Genomic DNA, 17323 nt, shown 5'->3' on the forward strand with positions numbered 1-17323 from the left:
ATGGGTCGGGGCGGGGGCGTCCCGTGGACGTCGGGGCTGGTCAGACCGCGAAACCCGCCGGGGGACCGGGGTACGGCGGGATGACGCCCCCGAACTCCGGACACCGGGCGCGGTGCTCACAGAACTTGCACGACCACGACTTCTTCGGCCGGAAGTCGCCCGAGGCCACGGCCGTGCGGATCGCCTGCCAGATCGCGCGCAGGGTGCGCTCGAAGCGGAGCAGCTCGTCACGGTCCGGGCGGTAGATCAGCTGCTGCCCGTCGGAGAGGTACATCAGCTGCAACCGGGCGGGAACGACTCCGCGGGTGCGCAGGATCGCGAGCGCGTAGAACTTCATCTGGAACAACGCCTTGGCTTCGTACGCCTCACCCGGCGACCGCCCGGTCTTGTAGTCGACGACGCGTATCTCGCCGGTCGGCGCGACGTCGATGCGGTCGATGAACCCCCGCATGAGCATGTCGTCGGCGTCGATCTCGACGTGTTCCTCCACCGCGTCGGCGTCGAAGGCGGTCGGATTCTCCATCGTGTAGTAGGTGGCGATGAGCTTGTGCGCATCGGCGAGGAACGCGGCCTGGCCACCTTCGCCGATGACCTTCGCGAGCTCGGGGTCGCCCTCGCACATCGCGGCCCAGGCGCCTTCGACCAGCAACTCGGCCGAGTCCTGCGTGCGGAGCTCGGCCGGGAGGTCGAACAGATTCTCCAGCGCGGCATGGACGACGGTGCCCCTGGTCTGCGCGGTGGTGGGGGTCTCCGGGAAGCGGTCGATCGCACGGTAGCGGTAGAGCAGCGGGCACTGCTTGAAGTCCGCGGCGCGGGACGGCGACAGCGCCAGCGGGCGCCCGACGATCCCTCGCGCATCCGCGTCGGGGCCGTCCGGGGTCCCTGTCGGGGTCGTGCTGGGGGAGGCGTCTCCGACTCCGGTCATCGTGCTCACCCTTCGCAGGGTAGGCGCCAGGCCCGACAGTCCGAGGTCCCGACACTCGGGTCCGCTCGCCGGCCACCCGGGCGGCGCCCTCCCCGCAGCGACACGAGGCAGGACCGGGCCACCTCGTCGGGTAACGTCCACACGGCCCACGAACCCCTGCGCCGAGTCGCGCGGGTTCGGATCGTTCACGAGAGGAAGCACCAGTGCCCACCACCGGACCGTTCGTCGTCGGCGACCGGGTTCAGCTGACCGATGCCAAGGGGCGCAAGTTCACGGTGCTGCTCGACGAGGGAAAGCAGTTCCACACCCACCGCGGTGCCATCTCCCATGACGATCTCATCGGTTCGCCCGAGGGCAGCATCGTCTCCGCGACCAGCGGTACCCAATATCTGGCGCTGCGCCCGCTGCTCGTCGACTACGTGCTCTCGATGCCGCGCGGGGCCCAGGTCATCTATCCCAAGGACGCCGCCCAGATCGTCCTCGAGGGCGACATCTTCCCGGGCGCCCGCGTCCTCGAAGCCGGTGCCGGCTCCGGGGCGCTGACGTGTTCGCTGCTGCGCGCGGTCGGTGCCGACGGTGAAGTCGTCTCCTTCGAGATCCGGGATGACCACGCCGAGCACGCGATCCGCAACGTCGAGACCTTCTTCGGGGGACGGCCGGACAACTGGCACCTCACCGTCGACGATCTGGCGAACGTGGATCGGGACGAACGGTTCGATCGCGTCATCCTGGACATGCTCGCGCCCTGGGAACCGCTCGACGTCGTGCGGACCGTGTTGAAACCAGGCGGGGTCTTGACGGTCTACGTGGCGACCGTCACCCAGTTGTCCCGGGTGATGGAGGCCCTGCGCGAGCAGGAGTGCTGGACCGAGCCCCGGGCCTGGGAGACGCTCCTCCGCGAGTGGAGCGCGGTGGGCCTCGCGGTGCGTCCCGAACACAAAATGCAAGGCCACACCGCTTTTCTGATCACGGCCCGGCGCCTTGCCGACGGCACCACCACGCTGCGTCCACAGCGCCGTCCGAGCAAGGGCTGAGCGCGGCCGCGGAGCAACGGCCAGTCGCCGGGCTGTGCGGTGAAACATCGCGAATACGTTGCGAAGACGCACATTTAACACACCGTCAACACCGGCGATTGCGCGGTGGACGGCGATTCGCCGTCTCGGCCGGTAGCGTAGGGATACGGCGCGAGCATTCCGATCGAGGGATCGGGTGATTGCCGGCGAGAGGAGTCAGCAATGACCGAATCTGACCGCCACGACGCACTGGGGGACCGCGCGGTTCCCGAGGGCGCCAGTGCATCCGACGAGGGCTTCGTCCCCGCCTACACTCCGCCCCCGCCGCGGAGCGGCACCGAGTCGCCGCTGTCGCGGAGCGGCCCGGACTCGTCTGCGCGCGGCGCAGCCGGCCGGCCGGCCGGGGATCTCCAAGAGCGGGTGGACAGCCTCACCGCACGCAACGCGAAGCTGCTCGACACCCTCAAGGAAGCCCGACAGCAACTCGTCGCTCTCCGCGAGGAGGTCGACCGTCTGGGTCAGCCGCCGAGCGGGTACGGCGTCCTGCTGGACGTGCACCCCGACGCCACCGTCGATGTGTTCACCTCGGGCCGCAAGATGCGCCTCACCTGTTCGCCCAACATCGACACCGACCTGCTGACCAAGGGGCAGACCCTGCGTCTGAACGAGGCCCTGACCATCGTCGAGGCCTGCGAGTTCGACACCGTCGGCGAGATCAGCACGCTGCGCGAGGTGCTCGGTGACGGCAAACGCGCCCTGGTCGTCGGTCACGCCGACGAGGAGCGGGTGGTCTGGCTGGCCGAACCGCTGCTGGGCGAGGTCGACGGTGAGGACGGTCTGCGTCGCAAGCTGCGTCCCGGCGACTCGCTGCTCATCGACACCAAGGCCGGGTTCGCGTTCGAGCGGGTGCCCAAGGCCGAGGTCGAGGATCTCGTCCTGGAGGAGGTCCCGGACGTCGGTTACGAGGACATCGGTGGCCTGGGCCGCCAGATCGAGCAGATCCGCGACGCCGTCGAACTCCCGTTCCTGCACAAGGACCTGTTCCGCGACTACCAGCTGCGTCCCCCGAAGGGCGTGCTGCTCTACGGTCCGCCCGGCTGTGGCAAGACGCTCATCGCCAAGGCCGTGGCCAACTCCCTGGCGAAGAAGATCGCGCAGGTGCGGGGCGACGACGCCAAGGAGGCGAAGTCGTACTTCCTGAACATCAAGGGCCCCGAGCTGCTCAACAAGTTCGTCGGTGAGACCGAGCGGCACATCCGGCTGATCTTCCAGCGGGCGCGCGAGAAGGCTTCGGAGGGCACGCCGGTCATCGTCTTCTTCGACGAGATGGACTCGATCTTCCGCACGCGCGGATCGGGCGTCTCCTCGGACGTGGAGACCACCGTCGTCCCGCAGCTGCTCAGTGAGATCGACGGCGTCGAGGGCCTCGAGAACGTCATCGTGATCGGTGCGTCGAATCGCGAGGACATGATCGACCCCGCGATCCTGCGCCCGGGGCGCCTCGACGTGAAGATCAAGATCGAGCGTCCCGACGCCGAATCCGCGATCGACATCTTCTCCAAGTACCTCACCGAGGAGCTGCCCATCCACGCCGACGACATCGGCGAATTCGGGGGCGATCGCACGGCCTGTGTCAACGCGATGATCGAGAAGGTCGTCGAGCGGATGTACGCCGAGAGCGAGGACAACCGGTTCCTCGAGGTCACCTACGCCAACGGCGACAAAGAGATCATGTACTTCAAGGACTTCAACTCCGGCGCGATGATCCAGAACGTCGTCGACCGGGCCAAGAAGTACGCGATCAAGTCGCAACTGGACACGGGTGCACCGGGTCTGCGCGTCCAGCATCTCTTCGACTCCATCCTCGACGAGTTCGCGGAGAACGAGGACCTGCCCAACACGACCAACCCCGACGACTGGGCTCGGATCTCGGGCAAGAAGGGCGAGCGGATCGTGTACATCCGCACGCTGGTCACGGGCAAGAGTGCGGGCGCGAGCCGGGCCATCGACACCGAGACGAACACGGGTCAGTACCTGTAGCGACAGTGGTCTCGACCGAGCAGACAGCCGACTCCCACGGGGTCGGCTGTCTGCTCGACAGAACCGCGTGAACAGCGCCGTCAAGCACTAGAGTTGTCGGCGATGAACAGCACATCGATGGCGCGTGGACGAGTGATCGTCGACGGTGGGGCGCCGCATCCACTGGGCGGCGCTCCGCGCATCACCCTGGGGCGTGAGCCCGACAACGACATCGTGATCAACCATCCGATGGTGTCGCGTCGGCATCTCGCCATCGAGTGGCGCGGTACGGCCTGGTGTCTCGTCGACATCGGCAGCACCAACGGCTTCTTCGTCAACGGCCGGCGGATGGCCGAGTTCATGGTGCCCGGTACGACCCAGGTACGCCTCGGCGACGTGAACACGGGTCCGGTCGTCGACCTCGTGGTCGACGTGCCCGCATCCGGCGGCCGACCGCCCTCGAGTGGTTCCGGGCGCAGCGCGCCGTCCCGGCCGGGCCCGCCGGTCTCGCGTCCGATGCAGTCGGGCTACCCGCCGTCAGGTCCTCGCTCGGCGGGGTTCCCGGGCGCGCCTGTCCCGGCCTCAGGCCAGATGCCGGCCCATGCACCGGGCGGGCGACAGTACCGTGTGGACCCGATGCCGCAGGAAGTCCTGAGCGCGCCGCATCTGCAGGCGCTGCAGCAGAACGTGTCGGCGGTCTACCGGTTGCCGGGCGCGCCGACACCGCCCGAGCGCGAGTCGATCTCGCTCCGCGGAGTCCAGCGGATCGGACGCACGCCCGACAACGACATCGTCGTCAGCGACGTCCTGGCGTCCCGGCACCACGCACAGGTGTCCAGCCGCGGGGCTGCCCTCGTGATCGAGGACCTCGGCAGCGTCAACGGAACCTTCGTCAACGGCCGGCGGGTGTCGAGCGCGCAACTGACCGACGGCGACGTCGTCACCATCGGCAACAGCGACTTCGTGGTGTCCGGCGGCACGCTGATGCGCGGGCAGGAGAGCGCCGCGGTCGCCGACGGCCTCCACGTCCACGGTGTGAGTCTCGTCGTGGACGGCGGGAAGCGTCTGCTCGCCGACGTGGACTTCAGCGCCAGTCCGGGCACGCTGACCGCGGTGATCGGCCCCTCGGGCGCGGGTAAGTCGACGGTGTCGAAGATCGCGGCCGGACTCAACTCACCGACGAGCGGCCTGGTCACCTTCGAGAGCCGCAACGTCCACGCCGAATACGACGCTCTGCGCACCCGCATCGGCATGGTGCCGCAGAAGGACGTCCTGCACCACAAGCTCACGCTCCGGCAGGCCTTGCGCTACGCTGCGGAACTGCGCCTGCCACCCGACCTCTCGAAGGCCGATCGGGACCGGGTCATCGACGGGGTGCTCAGCGAGCTGCAGCTGACCGAGCATGTCGACACCCGCGTGGAGAAGCTGTCCGGCGGCCAGCAGAAGCGCGCGTCGGTCGCGATGGAGTTGCTGACGGGTCCGTCACTGCTCATCCTCGACGAACCGACCTCCGGTCTCGACCCCGCACTCGACCGCCAGGTGATGGCCACCCTCCGCCGGCTCGCCGACGCCGGGCGTGTGGTCCTCGTGGTCACGCACTCGCTGACCTATCTGTCCATGTGCGACCAGGTGCTGCTGCTGGCGCCCGGCGGCAAGACGTCCTTCTGCGGCCCGCCCGGACAGGTCGAGGGGGAGATGGGCACCTCCGACTGGGCAGAGATCTTCGCGTACGTCGCCGATCAGCCGGACACCGCACACATGCGGTACCTTGACCGGCACCGCCGAGCGCCGAATCCGCCGCCGCCCCAGCGTCCCCCCGGTCCGCCGATACCGGTGCCGCACACGAGCTTCACCCGCCAGTCGTCGACCATCGCCCGACGCCAGGTACGGCTCATCTTCGCCGACGTCGGCTATCTCGTCTTCCTCGTGCTGCTACCCGTCGTGCTCGGCCTGCTCACCTTGGTGATCCCGGGTTCGAGCGGGTTCGCCCGCCTCGAGGTGATCCCGAACGCGCCGCCACCGAAGGACGGCGCGGAGGCGATCCAGATCCTCGTCGTGCTCGTCGTCGGGGCCGCGTTCATGGGGGCCGCGCTGACCGTGCGCGATCTCGTCGGGGAGCGCGACATCTTCGAACGCGAGCGCGCCGTCGGGTTGCGGCCCGGCGCATACCTTTTCGCCAAGATCGTGGTGTTCTTCGTCGCCGCGGTGCTGCAGACGATCATCATGGTCGGCATCACCTTCGCCGGTCGGGGGTTGCCCGACTTCGGCGGTCCGATCCTCCCGCCGCCGCTGGCGTTGCTCGTCGCGGTGGCCGTCCTCGCCTGCGTGAGCACGCTCGTCGGTCTCGCCATCTCGTCGGCGGTCAAATCCAACGAGCAGGTCATGCCCCCGCTGGTCATCGTCGTGATGGTCCAGTTGGTGTTCTGCGGCGGCCTGTTCAAACTCGACGGCATCGGACTCGAACAGCTGTCGTGGATCTTCCCGTCGTTCTGGGGGTATGTCGCCGCGGCCGGCAGCGTGGACCTCTACAACATCAATGTGGCCGCGCCGCAGCGCATCACGCTGTGGGAGACATCGGTCGCGCACACCGCACTCGCCTACGGGGTGCTCGCGGTGATCAGCGCGCTGCTGCTCGCCTTCACCTATTCGCGGCTGCGATTGAAGAAGCGGTGACCCGCGGCGGCTGACCAGCACTGACGGGCGGTCCGTTCCGTCAGACGTCTCGCACGACGGCGCACAGCACCTTCCGGTCGTCGTCGAGGCTGTCGGGGAGGGGTGCGCCGCTCCGCGACGCCGGCAGCACGCGGACGTCCCCGATCTGACATCGACGACCGCGGTGTCGGATCGAGGCCCCCCGCGCCGCGAGCACGTTCGCCACCCAGTCCGACCCTGCGCCATAGTTCAGGACGACCCAGAAATCGCGGCCCGACGCCAGCGCCATGACCGGCGTCCGGTAGCGGCGGCCACTGCGGAGACCATCGTGTTCGATGACCGCCATCCCCGGGACGCGCCCGGCCCACAGCAGCACCATCCGGTTGGTCACGTGCTTGTTGAGCACCGCCACCAGCCACATGCGTCGCTCACCCAGCATCGAAGCGATTTGCGACGCCGTCCTCGCGACCGTCGACGACACGGCCATCCGGTCCTCCCGTCACTGGCTCTGTTCGACCAGTGTGGCGTGGCGAGGGCGGCGACGGCATCCGGGAAGACCCTGAATCACCCCCGGGGATGGAGGGATCCGTCAACCGGTCGTCGCCGGAAAGCGTACGAACCCGAGTTCGGACTCCGACGACAACTGCGGATGGCGGGGCAGGACCCGGACGGTGTAGCCGAGATGACCGGAGGCCGACGGCGGCACCAGTGCGGTGAACACCACCCGGCCCGACGCATCGCGGTCGGGACCGGGGGTCATGTCGGTGAACGTCGGTGCCAGGATCTCGCCGTCGTCGCCGACCCGGCCGAGCACGACCTGCACCGCGACCGACTCGGGCGCGAGGTCTCCCAATGCCACATGGGCGGTGATCCAGAGTCCGTCCACGCGACGCTCGTCCTCCACACCGGCCACCAGAACCGACGACCATCCGGTCTCCAGTGTGCGCCGATAGACGGCGAGGTCGCGTGCCCCCGCGTAGGAGTCGGCGCATGCGGACTCGTAGGCGCGGGCGGCCGGGCAGTAGAGGTCGGTCGTGTAGTCGCGGACCATGCGCGAGGCGAGTACCTGCGGTCCGAGCCGAGTGAGGGTGTGGCGCATCATCTCCACCCACCGGCGGGGTACACCGTCGTCCGCCCGGCGATAGAAGAGGGGGATCACCGTCTCCTCGAGGAGCGTGTACAGCGCCTGCGCCTCCAGATCGTCGCGACGATGTTCGTCGGTGATCCCCTCCGCGGACGGGATCGCCCACCCGTTGTCGCCGTCGGCCATCTCGTCCCACCAGCCGTCCAGGATCGACAGATTGAGTCCGCCGTTGAGCGCCGATTTCATCCCCGAGGTCCCGCAGGCCTCCATGGGACGGACCGGATTGTTCAGCCACACATCGCAACCGGCGTAGATGAAACGCGCCATCGAGATGTCGTAGTCGGGGAGGAACACGATGCGATCGCGCAGTTCCGGATCCTCGGTGAACCGGACGACCTGCTGGATCAGGGACTTGCCTCCCTCGTCGGCCGGGTGGGCCTTGCCCGCGATGACCAGCTGCACCGGCCGATCGGGATCGGTGAGGATGGTGCGCATGCGTTCGGGATCGCGGAGCATCAGCGTCAGGCGCTTGTAGGTCGCCGCTCGCCGTGCGAATCCGATGGTCAGCACGTGCGGGTCGAACAGGTCGGCGGTCCATGCCAGCTCGGCGTGGGTGAAGCCGCGGTCGAGGCCGCTGGCTAGTGCTCGCCGCCGCACCTCGTCGACTAGTTCCTCGCGCAGCTTCTCGTGTGTTCGCCAGATCGTCTCGTCGGACAGGTCCGCGTACACCTCGGGCGCGGAGTCCTCGTCCCCGTCGGCGAAGTCGCGCCACGCCGGGGCCACCCAGGTCGGTCCGTGCACGCCGTTCGTGATCGCGCCGATTGGCACATCGGCGGCGTCGAAACCCGGCCACAGGTCGGCGAACATCTCCCGACTCACCGCACCGTGCAGCTGCGACACCCCGTTGCTGCGTTGCCCGAGCCGAAATCCCATGTGCGCCATGTTGAAGACGCCGGGGTCCGCCTCGTCGCCGAGTTCGGCCACCGTCGCCGCGGCCAGCCCGGGCAGCAGGCGGGATTTGCCGTCGGAGTCGGCGTCGAGGTAACGGGCGACGAGGTCGGCGGGGAAACGGTCGATCCCGGCCGGCACCGGGGTGTGGGTGGTGAACACGTTCGAGGCGCGGACCACCGCTTCCGCGGTGTCGAAGTCGAGCCCGCCGGCCACCAACTCGCGGATGCGTTCCACGCCGAGGAAGCCCGCGTGTCCCTCGTTCATGTGGAACACCGTCGGCTCGGGTCGGCCGGTGATCCGGACGTACTCGCGGAGCGCGCGGACACCGCCGATGCCGAGCAGGATCTCCTGTGCGATCCGGTGTTCCTGATCCCCGCCGTAGAGCCGGTCGGTTACCGCGCGCAGGGCGGCGCCTTCGGGCTCGTCATCGTTGCGATCGATGTCGGAGTCGAGGAGCAGCAACGGGATTCGGCCCACCGACGCCACCCACACCTGGGCCGACAGGGTCGCCCCGCCGGGCATCGCGACCTCGACGATCACCGGCTCCGCGCCGTCGCCCGGGGCGAGGAGCGTGAGGGGCAGGTCGGCGGGATCGTTCACGGGATACCGCTCGATCTGCCAGCCGTCGTGATCGAGGCCTTGGCGGAAGTAACCGGAGCGGTACAGCAATCCGACGCCGATCAGCGGCAGCCCGAGGTCGGAGGCCGCCTTGAGATGGTCACCGGCGAGGATGCCGAGGCCGCCGGAGTAGATCGGCAGGACCTCGGAGACACCGAACTCCATCGAGAAGTACGCGATTCCCGGGGGCACCACCCGGTCATGCGCCGAACCGTCCTGTCCCGATGACTCGGTCGCATACCTCTGGAACCACTGCGGTGCATCGAGATACTGCTCGAGGTCGGCGTGTGCCTCGGCGACCCGTGCCACGAAACCCTCGTCGTCGGCCAGCTCGACCAGACGGGTGGGGTCGGTGTCGGCGAGAACCCGGACCGGATCGCCGGTCGACGACCACAGGCGCGGGTCGATGGTGGCGAACAGCTCCTGGGTGGGGGTGTGCCAGGCCCAGCGCAGGTTGTGCGACAACGGCGCGAGGTCGGCGATCCGGTCGGGCAGCGGCACTCGAACGGTGAACCGGCGGAATGCTTTCACGGCGTCGACCGTACTCAGCACGTGCGGTGGTTGCGACCGGTGGCAAGTGAACATCTACCCTCGAAGGATGCAGCGAATCATCGGGACCGAGGTCGAGTACGGAATCTCCGCGCCCGGCGACCCGACCGCGAACCCGATCATGACGTCCACCCAGGCGGTTCTCGCCTACGCCGCGGCCGCCGGTGTACCGCGCGCGAAGCGGACACGCTGGGACTACGAGGTGGAGTCACCGCTTCGCGACGCCCGAGGTTTCGACCTCGGCCGCGGGGCCGGACCCGCACCGATCATCGACGCCGACGAGATCGGCGCGGCCAACATGATCCTCACCAACGGGGCGCGGCTGTACGTCGACCACGCCCACCCCGAGTACTCCGCACCCGAGGTCACCGACCCGATGGACGCGGTCATCTGGGACAAGGCCGGGGAGCGCGTGATGGAGGCCGCGGCTCGTCACGTGGCGAGCGTCCCGGGCGCTCCGAAACTGCAGCTGTACAAGAACAACATCGACGGCAAGGGCGCCTCCTACGGCACCCACGAGAACTACCTGATGGCGCGGGAGACCCCGTTCACCGCCGTCATCGCCGGGCTCACGACCTTCTTCGCGTCCCGGCAGGTGATCACCGGTTCGGGACGCGTGGGTATCGGCCAGTCCGGCGACGAGGCGGGTTATCAGCTGTCGCAGCGGTCGGACTACATCGAGGTCGAGGTCGGGCTGGAGACCACGCTCAAGCGGGGCATCATCAACACCCGCGACGAGCCGCACGCCGACCCCGAGCGATACCGGCGACTCCACGTCATCATCGGCGACGCCAACCTCGCCGAGACCTCGACCTACCTGAAGGTCGGGACCACCGCGCTCGTCCTCGACCTCATCGAGGCCGGGGTCGACTTCTCCGACATCGAGCTCGCGCGGCCGGTGCAGGCCGTACACACGATCAGTCACGACCCGTCGCTGACGGCCACGGTCGCACTCACCGACGGTCGCGAGCTCACCGGCCTCGCTCTGCAGCGGGAGTATCTGGAGCGTTGTCAGAAGTTCCACGACCAGGAGCACTCCGACGACCAGCGCGCCGCACACGTCCTGCAGACGTGGGCGGACGTGCTCGACCGCCTCGAGCGCGACCCGATGGAGTGCGCCGACATCCTCGACTGGCCCGCGAAGCTGCGCATCCTGGAGGGCTTCCGCCAGCGTGAGAACCTGTCGTGGTCGGCGCCGCGTCTGCAGCTCATCGACCTGCAGTACTCCGACGTCCGGCTCGACAAGGGGCTGTACAACCGGCTCGTCGCGCGCGGGTCGATGAAGCGGCTGACCGACGAGAACGACGTGCTCGCCGCGATCAGCGAGCCGCCGCGGAACACGCGCGCCTACTTCCGCGGCGAGTGTCTGCGCCGGTTCGGCGCCGACGTCGCGGCGGCGAGCTGGGACTCGGTCATCTTCGATCTGGGCGGGGACTCGCTGGTCCGTATCCCCACCCTCGAACCGCTACGCGGCACCGCGGCGCACGTCGGCAAGCTCCTCGACTCGGTGGACTCGGCCGCCGAACTGGTGGATCAGCTCACCACCTGACCGGCCGCGGCGCCTCGCCGTCTCCGACGGCATGTGCTTCGTTCCGCCACAGTTGTCGTCCCCACAGGTAGTGTGGGAGCACACGATTCCGCAGGGTCGAGACACCGGATCACCGCCGCGACAGCGACACCCGATCCCGACTCCCTCGACCGCGGTAGCCCGCCAAGGGGCGATCGGTTTCAAGGAGGCAGCAGATGGCGCAGGAACAGACCAAGCGTGGTGGCGGCGGCGACGACGAGGGCGTGGGCCCCGATTCCGGCGCCGGACAGGAACGTCGCGAGAAGCTGGCCGAGGACACCGACGACCTGCTCGACGAGATCGACGACGTGCTGGAGGAGAACGCCGAGGACTTCGTGCGCGCCTACGTCCAGAAGGGCGGCCAGTGAGCGACAGGTTCGGTTCACTGCCCCCGCTGTCCCAGTTCCGCCCCGGCTCGTTCGCCGGCGCCGACATCTCGTCGTTCACCGAATTCCTCCGGACGCATGCGCCGGAACAACTCCCGCAGGCCCAGGTCGACCGGGTGGGGTCGTTCGCCGGCGGCGCCGACGGCGCCGGTGACATCCCGCACGGCACGACGATCGTGGCCGTGTCATACCCGGGTGGGGTCGTCCTCGCCGGGGACCGCCGGGCCACCATGGGCAACCTCATCGCCACGCGCGACGTCAAGAAGGTCTACATCACCGACGAGTACTCGGCGGCCGGGATCGCCGGCACCGCCGGGATCGCGATCGAGATGGTCCGGCTGTTCACCGTCGAACTCGAGCACTACGAGAAGATCGAAGGCGTCCCGCTGACCCTCGACGGCAAGGTCAGCCGGCTGGCCTCGATGGTGCGGGGCAATCTCGGCGCGGCCCTGCAGGGTCTGGCGGCCATTCCGCTGCTCGTCGGCTACGACATCGACCACGACGATCCGAACGAACGCGGACGCATCTTCAGCTTCGACGTCGCGGGTGACCGGCACGAGGAGTTCGGTGGCTACACCGCCATCGGCTCGGGGTCGGTGTTCGCCAAGTCCTCGCTCAAGAAGCTCTACCGACCCGATCTGACCGCCGACGAGGCGCTCGCGATCGCCGTCGAATCGTTGTACGACGCCGCCGACGACGACTCGGCGACCGGCGGGCCCGATCTGGTCCGCAAGATCTTCCCGATGGCCGCCATCGTCGGCGCCGACGGGGCCCGGGAGGTGGACGCGACCGACATCGAGGCGGCGGCACGTGCCGTCGTCGAACGCCGCAGCGCCGAGCACGAGGGGGGTGCCCGATGACCTTCCCGTACTACGCCAGTGCCGAGCAGATCATGCGCGATCGCTCGGAGCTCGCTCGCAAGGGCATCGCCCGGGGACGCAGCGTCGTGATCCTCACGTTCGCCGACGGTGTGCTGTTCGTCGCGGAGAACCCGTCCAACACGCTCCGCAAGACCAGCGAGATCTACGACCGGATCGGTTTCGCGGCGGTGGGCAAGTACAACGAGTTCGAGAGCCTGCGCAAGGCCGGCATCCAGATCGCGGACATGCGCGGCTACAGCTACGACCGTGCCGACGTGTCCGGGCTGTCGCTGGCCAACACCTACGCCAACGCACTGGGCAGCGTCTTCACCGAGCAGGCGAAGCCGTTCGAGGTCGAGCTCTGCGTCGCCGAGGTCGCCCGTCCGGGCAAGCCGAAACGGTCGCAGCTGTACCGGATCTCCTACGACGGGTCGATCACCGACGAGACCCGCTTCCTGGTGATGGGCGGGGCGACCGAACCGATCGCGGCGGCCCTCAAGGACAGCTACGAGCCCGACATGGAGCTCGGCCGGGCGATCGGCGTCGCGGTCACCGCCCTGACGGCGCCGGCCGACAACGGTGGCGGGACCCCGACCGAACGCCGGGTGCTCGCCGCGGGCGATCTCGAGGTCGCCGTCCTCGACCACAACCGTCCGCGGCGCGCGTTCCGGCGCCTCACGACGTCCACGGTCGAAGGACTCCTCCCGCAGGCTGCGGCGGCCCAGTCCTCGAATATGCCGTCCGAGGCGGACGAAGCCCCTGGTGAGACGCCATCCTCCGAACAGTGACGAGAACGCCGCGGCGCGCGGCGGCCGGTGCGTGTCGACCGGTCCGCCGCGGCCCGCGCGAGTAGGGTTGGTCAAGTGCAGCGACGAATCATGGGCATCGAGACCGAGTTCGGTGTCACGTGCACCTTCCACGGCCACCGCCGCCTGAGTCCGGACGAGGTCGCGCGGTACCTCTTCCGCCGGGTCGTGTCGTGGGGCCGGTCCTCGAACGTCTTCCTGCAGAACGGCGCTCGCCTCTATCTCGACGTCGGATCGCATCCCGAATACGCCACGGCGGAGTGCGACAGCCTCATCCAGCTGATCAACCACGACCGCGCGGGCGAACTGGTTCTCGAGGACCTGCTCGTCGATGCCGAACAACGCCTGGCCGACGAGGGCATCGGCGGCGACATCTATCTGTTCAAGAACAACACCGACTCGGCCGGCAACTCCTATGGATGCCACGAGAACTATCTCGTCGTGCGGGCGGGGGAGTTCTCCCGCATCTCCGACGTCCTGTTGCCGTTCCTCGTGACGCGCCAGCTGATCTGTGGTGCGGGCAAGGTGCTGCAGACCCCCAAGGCCGCGACCTTCTGCCTGTCCCAGCGCGCCGAGCACATCTGGGAGGGCGTCTCCTCGGCGACCACCCGGTCGCGCCCGATCATCAACACACGCGACGAGCCGCATGCCGACGCCGAGAAGTACCGCAGGCTGCACGTCATCGTGGGCGACTCGAACATGTCGGAGATGACCACCCTCCTCAAGGTCGGTTCGGCGGCTCTCGTCCTGGAGATGATCGAGGCCGGTGTCGCGTTCCGGGACTTCGCGCTCGACAATCCGATCCGCGCCATCCGCGAGGTCAGCCATGACCCGACGGGGCGACGCCCGGTGCGCCTCGCCGGCGGTCGGCAGGCCAGCGCCCTCGACATCCAGCGCGAGTATCACGCACGCGCCGTCGAGCACCTCACCAACCGCCGACCAGACCCCGAGATGGACATGGTCGTGGACCTGTGGGGACGGATGCTCGACGCCGTGGAGAGCGACGACTTCGCCAAGGTCGACACCGAGGTCGACTGGGTCATCAAGCGCAAGCTGTTCCAGCGCTACCAGGACCGGTACTCGATGGAGCTCTCGGATCCGAAGATCGCGCAGCTCGACCTGGCGTTCCACGACATCAAACGCGGCCGCGGCGTGTTCGACGTCCTGATGCGCAAGGGGCTGGTCGCCCGGGCGACCACCGACGAGGCCATCAAGACCGCGGTCAACGAGCCGCCGCAGACCACCCGCGCCAAGCTCCGGGGCGACTTCATCTCGGCCGCGCAGAAAGCCGGGCGTGACTTCACCGTTGACTGGGTTCACCTCAAGCTCAACGACCAGGCCCAGCGGACGGTGCTGTGCAAGGACCCGTTCCGCAGTGTCGACGAGCGCGTCGATCGCCTCATCGCCTCGATGTGAGCGCCGGGTCACCGGCGAACCCAGCGTGCCTCCGCACGCGGTGAACGGCCACGTTCTAACCTGACTCGGTGGCAACCCCCAAAGTCGAGCGTCTGCTCAACCTCGTGATCTGCCTGCTGTGGACGCGGCAGTACGTCACCGCCGACTACATCCGCCGCAACGTCGCGGGCTATCCGGACGACGGGCAGTCCGACGAGGCGTTCAACCGGATGTTCGAGCGGGACAAGAACGAGCTGCGAGATCTCGGGATCCCCCTCGTGACCGGCCGGTCGCCGATGGCGGCCGGCGCCGAGGGATACCGCATCGACCGCGACTCCTACGAGTTGCCGGAGATCTCGCTGGAGTCCGACGAGGCCGCGGCGATCGCCATGGCCGCCGCGCTGTGGGACACCCCCGAGGTCTCGACGCTGTCACAGACGGCGATCCTCAAGCTCCGGGCCGCCGGGCTCGATGTCCGCTCCGAGGACGATCTGGGGATCACCTCGGGCGGGTCATCACGATGGCTCGGCTCCGAAGAGGTCATCGCCGGCCTGCTCGCCGCGGTCCAGGACCGCCGTGCCGTCGAGTTCCAGCATCGATCGTCTGCCGCGGCCGCGCCGACCACCCGACGCGTCGAACCGTGGGGAGTGGTGTCCCACCGCGGCCGCTGGTACGTCGTCGGCCACGATCGCGACCGCGACGCCACCCGGACGTTCCGGCTGTCGCGGATCACGACGGTCGCCGCGGTCGGTGCCGCCGACGCGGTCGTGGTCCCGGCCGGCACCGATCTCCAGCAGATCGTCTCCGCGGCGGTCGATTCCGCTGCAGGTTCGGACGGACGGGTCGCGCGGATCTGGGTCGCGGCCGACCGGGCATTCGGCCTCCGCAGGGCCGCGACGACGACTGAACCCGCCGACTTCGACGGCGAACCCGGCGACATCGTGACCCTCGACATCCACTCGCTGACCGCGGTGGCACGGATGGTGCTGGGTGTGGGCCGTGACGCGGTCGTCCTCGATCCGCCCGAGTTGCGCGAGCTCGTCATCGCGAGCCTCGACCGTCTGATGGGGGTGAGCGTCTGATGGCCGCGGCAGCGCCGTCGAGACTCAACCGACTGCTGGCGATGGTCCCGTATTTCCAGGCCCGCCGGGGCATCTCGGTTGCTCAGGCCGCCGACGAACTCGGGGTCACGCAAGCGCAGCTCACGAAGGACCTCGAGCTGCTCTTCGTCTGCGGGCTACCGGGCTATTACCCCGACGACCTGATCGAGCTCGAGTTCAGCGAGGGTTACGTCACGGTCGGGTTCACCGCGGGCATGGACCGGCCACTGCGGCTGACGACCGTGGAGGCGAGCACGCTCCTCGTCGCACTGCGGGCGCTGGTCGAGACCCCGGGGGTCATCGATGTGGCGGCGGCCAGGCGGGCGATCGCCAAGATCGAGCAGGCGGTGGGTGCGACGGTGCCGGGGGTCGCGGGAGCGTCCGACGCACCCGCCGAGCCGTCGGGGGAGAACCCCACGTACACGACGATCCGCGAGGCCACCAAGAAAGCGCGGGCATTGCGCCTGCGCTACTACTCGGCCGGACGCGACAGCGTCACCGACCGCGTGGTCGACCCCATCCGCCTGCAGGTCATGGACCAGCACACCTATCTCGAGGCCTGGTGCCGGATGGCCGAAGGCGTGCGGTTGTTCCGGTTCGACCGCGTCGACACCGCGACCGCCCTCGACGAGCCGAGCCGTCCGCCGGCCGAGGCGGCGGCGTCGAATCAGTCGGTGCTCGTCGCCGAGGACCCCGACCTTCCGGCCGTCGAGATCGAGATCGATGCCGATCACCTGTGGATTCTCGATTACTACCCGCTCGAACCCCTCGAGACTGTCGAGGACCGGCCCGATCCAGGTCTCCCCGTCCGCGCCCGGTTGGTCTACGGCTCGCCGGAATGGCTCACCCGGTTCCTGCTCGGATTCGCCGGCGCCGTGCGGGTCGTCGATGACCCGGCGATTGCCGCCGCGGTCGCCGACACCGCGGAGGCCGCCCGCGGGCGTTATCGCTGAGACCGGCCACGACTGGGCCCCTCCGGCTCGGCGTGTGTCGGGTAGCATTGGACACTGTCTGCTCCGAACTGAAGGGTGATCTCATGGGCTTCACGTCATGGTGGCACTGGGCGATCGTCGCCATCGTGCTGCTGATCCTGTTCGGCTCGAAGAAGCTGCCGGACGCCGCCCGTGGTCTGGGACAGTCGCTGCGCATCTTCAAGAGCGAGGTCAAGGAGATGCAGAAGGACGACGACAAGGACGCGCAGGCCACCACCGACGCGGCAGCGACCGATCCGGCGCGACGCGAGCTGCCCGCTGGTGACTCGACCCAGCCGGCCACGCAGCGCGACGCCGACGCCAAGAAATCGGCTTAGGGGCGCGTCGGAGCATCGCCAGTGCGCACTCTCCCGATTCCCCGACGCCTCGACCCGCGGCAACGCAAGCGAAAACTCAATCCCGACGG

At 68.7% G+C, this 17323-nt stretch carries 14 protein-coding genes; 11 read left to right on the forward strand and 3 right to left on the reverse strand.

Annotated elements, in window-relative coordinates:
• Positions 1–40: 40 nt before the first annotated feature.
• Positions 41–925: a RecB family exonuclease gene (locus B1818_RS08315; RefSeq protein WP_058250581.1), complete on the reverse strand. Its 885-nt coding sequence runs from the start codon at positions 923–925 to the stop codon at positions 41–43.
• A 203-nt stretch (positions 926–1128) separates the two neighbouring features.
• Here B1818_RS08315 and B1818_RS08320 point away from each other — a divergent pair, with 203 nt between their 5' ends.
• The 3 genes from B1818_RS08320 (at position 1129) to B1818_RS08330 (ending at position 6630) form a co-directional block, all read left to right on the forward strand.
• Positions 1129–1959: a tRNA (adenine-N1)-methyltransferase gene (locus B1818_RS08320; RefSeq protein WP_065632207.1), complete on the forward strand. Its 831-nt coding sequence runs from the start codon at positions 1129–1131 to the stop codon at positions 1957–1959.
• 201 nt (positions 1960–2160) lie between these two features.
• Positions 2161–3978 carry a proteasome ATPase gene (gene arc, locus B1818_RS08325; protein WP_058250428.1) on the forward strand — a complete coding sequence of 606 codons (1818 nt, stop codon included), beginning with the start codon at positions 2161–2163 and terminating at the stop codon, positions 3976–3978.
• 117 nt (positions 3979–4095) lie between these two features.
• Entirely contained in the window at positions 4096–6630 is a 2535-nt protein-coding gene (locus B1818_RS08330) for an FHA domain-containing protein (protein WP_078112467.1), read from the forward strand.
• Positions 6631–6670: 40 nt separating this feature from the next.
• Here the strand turns inward: B1818_RS08330 and B1818_RS08335 are convergent, their stop codons facing one another.
• Both B1818_RS08335 and glgP read right to left on the reverse strand, forming a co-directional pair.
• On the reverse strand, positions 6671–7096 hold the full coding sequence (locus B1818_RS08335; protein WP_078112415.1) for a nitroreductase family deazaflavin-dependent oxidoreductase: 426 nt from the start codon (positions 7094–7096) through the stop codon (positions 6671–6673).
• A gap of 102 nt (positions 7097–7198) precedes the next feature.
• Positions 7199–9793 carry an alpha-glucan family phosphorylase gene (gene glgP, locus B1818_RS08340; protein WP_078112468.1) on the reverse strand — a complete coding sequence of 865 codons (2595 nt, stop codon included), beginning with the start codon at positions 9791–9793 and terminating at the stop codon, positions 7199–7201.
• A 67-nt stretch (positions 9794–9860) separates the two neighbouring features.
• Here glgP and dop point away from each other — a divergent pair, with 67 nt between their 5' ends.
• The 8 genes from dop (at position 9861) to tatA (ending at position 17234) form a co-directional block, all read left to right on the forward strand.
• Positions 9861–11360 carry a depupylase/deamidase Dop gene (dop, locus tag B1818_RS08345; protein WP_058250430.1) on the forward strand — a complete coding sequence of 500 codons (1500 nt, stop codon included), beginning with the start codon at positions 9861–9863 and terminating at the stop codon, positions 11358–11360.
• Between the two features lie 194 nt (positions 11361–11554).
• Positions 11555–11746, forward strand: coding sequence for a ubiquitin-like protein Pup (locus B1818_RS08350; protein ID WP_004019064.1), 192 nt, complete (start codon positions 11555–11557; stop codon positions 11744–11746).
• Positions 11743–12624 carry a proteasome subunit beta gene (gene prcB, locus B1818_RS08355; RefSeq protein ID WP_068970063.1) on the forward strand — a complete coding sequence of 294 codons (882 nt, stop codon included), beginning with the start codon at positions 11743–11745 and terminating at the stop codon, positions 12622–12624. Before B1818_RS08350 ends, prcB begins: the two co-directional genes overlap by 4 nt.
• Entirely contained in the window at positions 12621–13412 is a 792-nt protein-coding gene (prcA, locus tag B1818_RS08360; protein WP_078112416.1) for a proteasome subunit alpha, read from the forward strand. The genes prcB and prcA overlap by 4 nt, the downstream gene beginning before the upstream one ends.
• A gap of 75 nt (positions 13413–13487) precedes the next feature.
• On the forward strand, positions 13488–14846 hold the full coding sequence (pafA, locus tag B1818_RS08365) for a Pup--protein ligase (protein WP_004019052.1): 1359 nt from the start codon (positions 13488–13490) through the stop codon (positions 14844–14846).
• 68 nt (positions 14847–14914) lie between these two features.
• Positions 14915–15907, forward strand: coding sequence for a YafY family protein (locus B1818_RS08370; protein WP_078112417.1), 993 nt, complete (start codon positions 14915–14917; stop codon positions 15905–15907).
• Positions 15907–16878, forward strand: coding sequence for a YafY family protein (locus tag B1818_RS08375; RefSeq protein WP_058250434.1), 972 nt, complete (start codon positions 15907–15909; stop codon positions 16876–16878). Before B1818_RS08370 ends, B1818_RS08375 begins: the two co-directional genes overlap by 1 nt.
• Positions 16879–16961: 83 nt before the next feature.
• The gene (tatA, locus tag B1818_RS08380; RefSeq protein WP_058250435.1) at positions 16962–17234 is read left to right on the forward strand and encodes a Sec-independent protein translocase subunit TatA; all 273 of its coding nucleotides are present in this window, start codon (positions 16962–16964) and stop codon (positions 17232–17234) included.
• The last annotated feature ends 89 nt before the right edge of the window (positions 17235–17323 follow it).

The sequence above is a fragment of the Gordonia sp. IITR100 genome (genome assembly GCF_002009645.1).
GTDB lineage: Bacteria > Actinomycetota > Actinomycetes > Mycobacteriales > Mycobacteriaceae > Gordonia > Gordonia hongkongensis.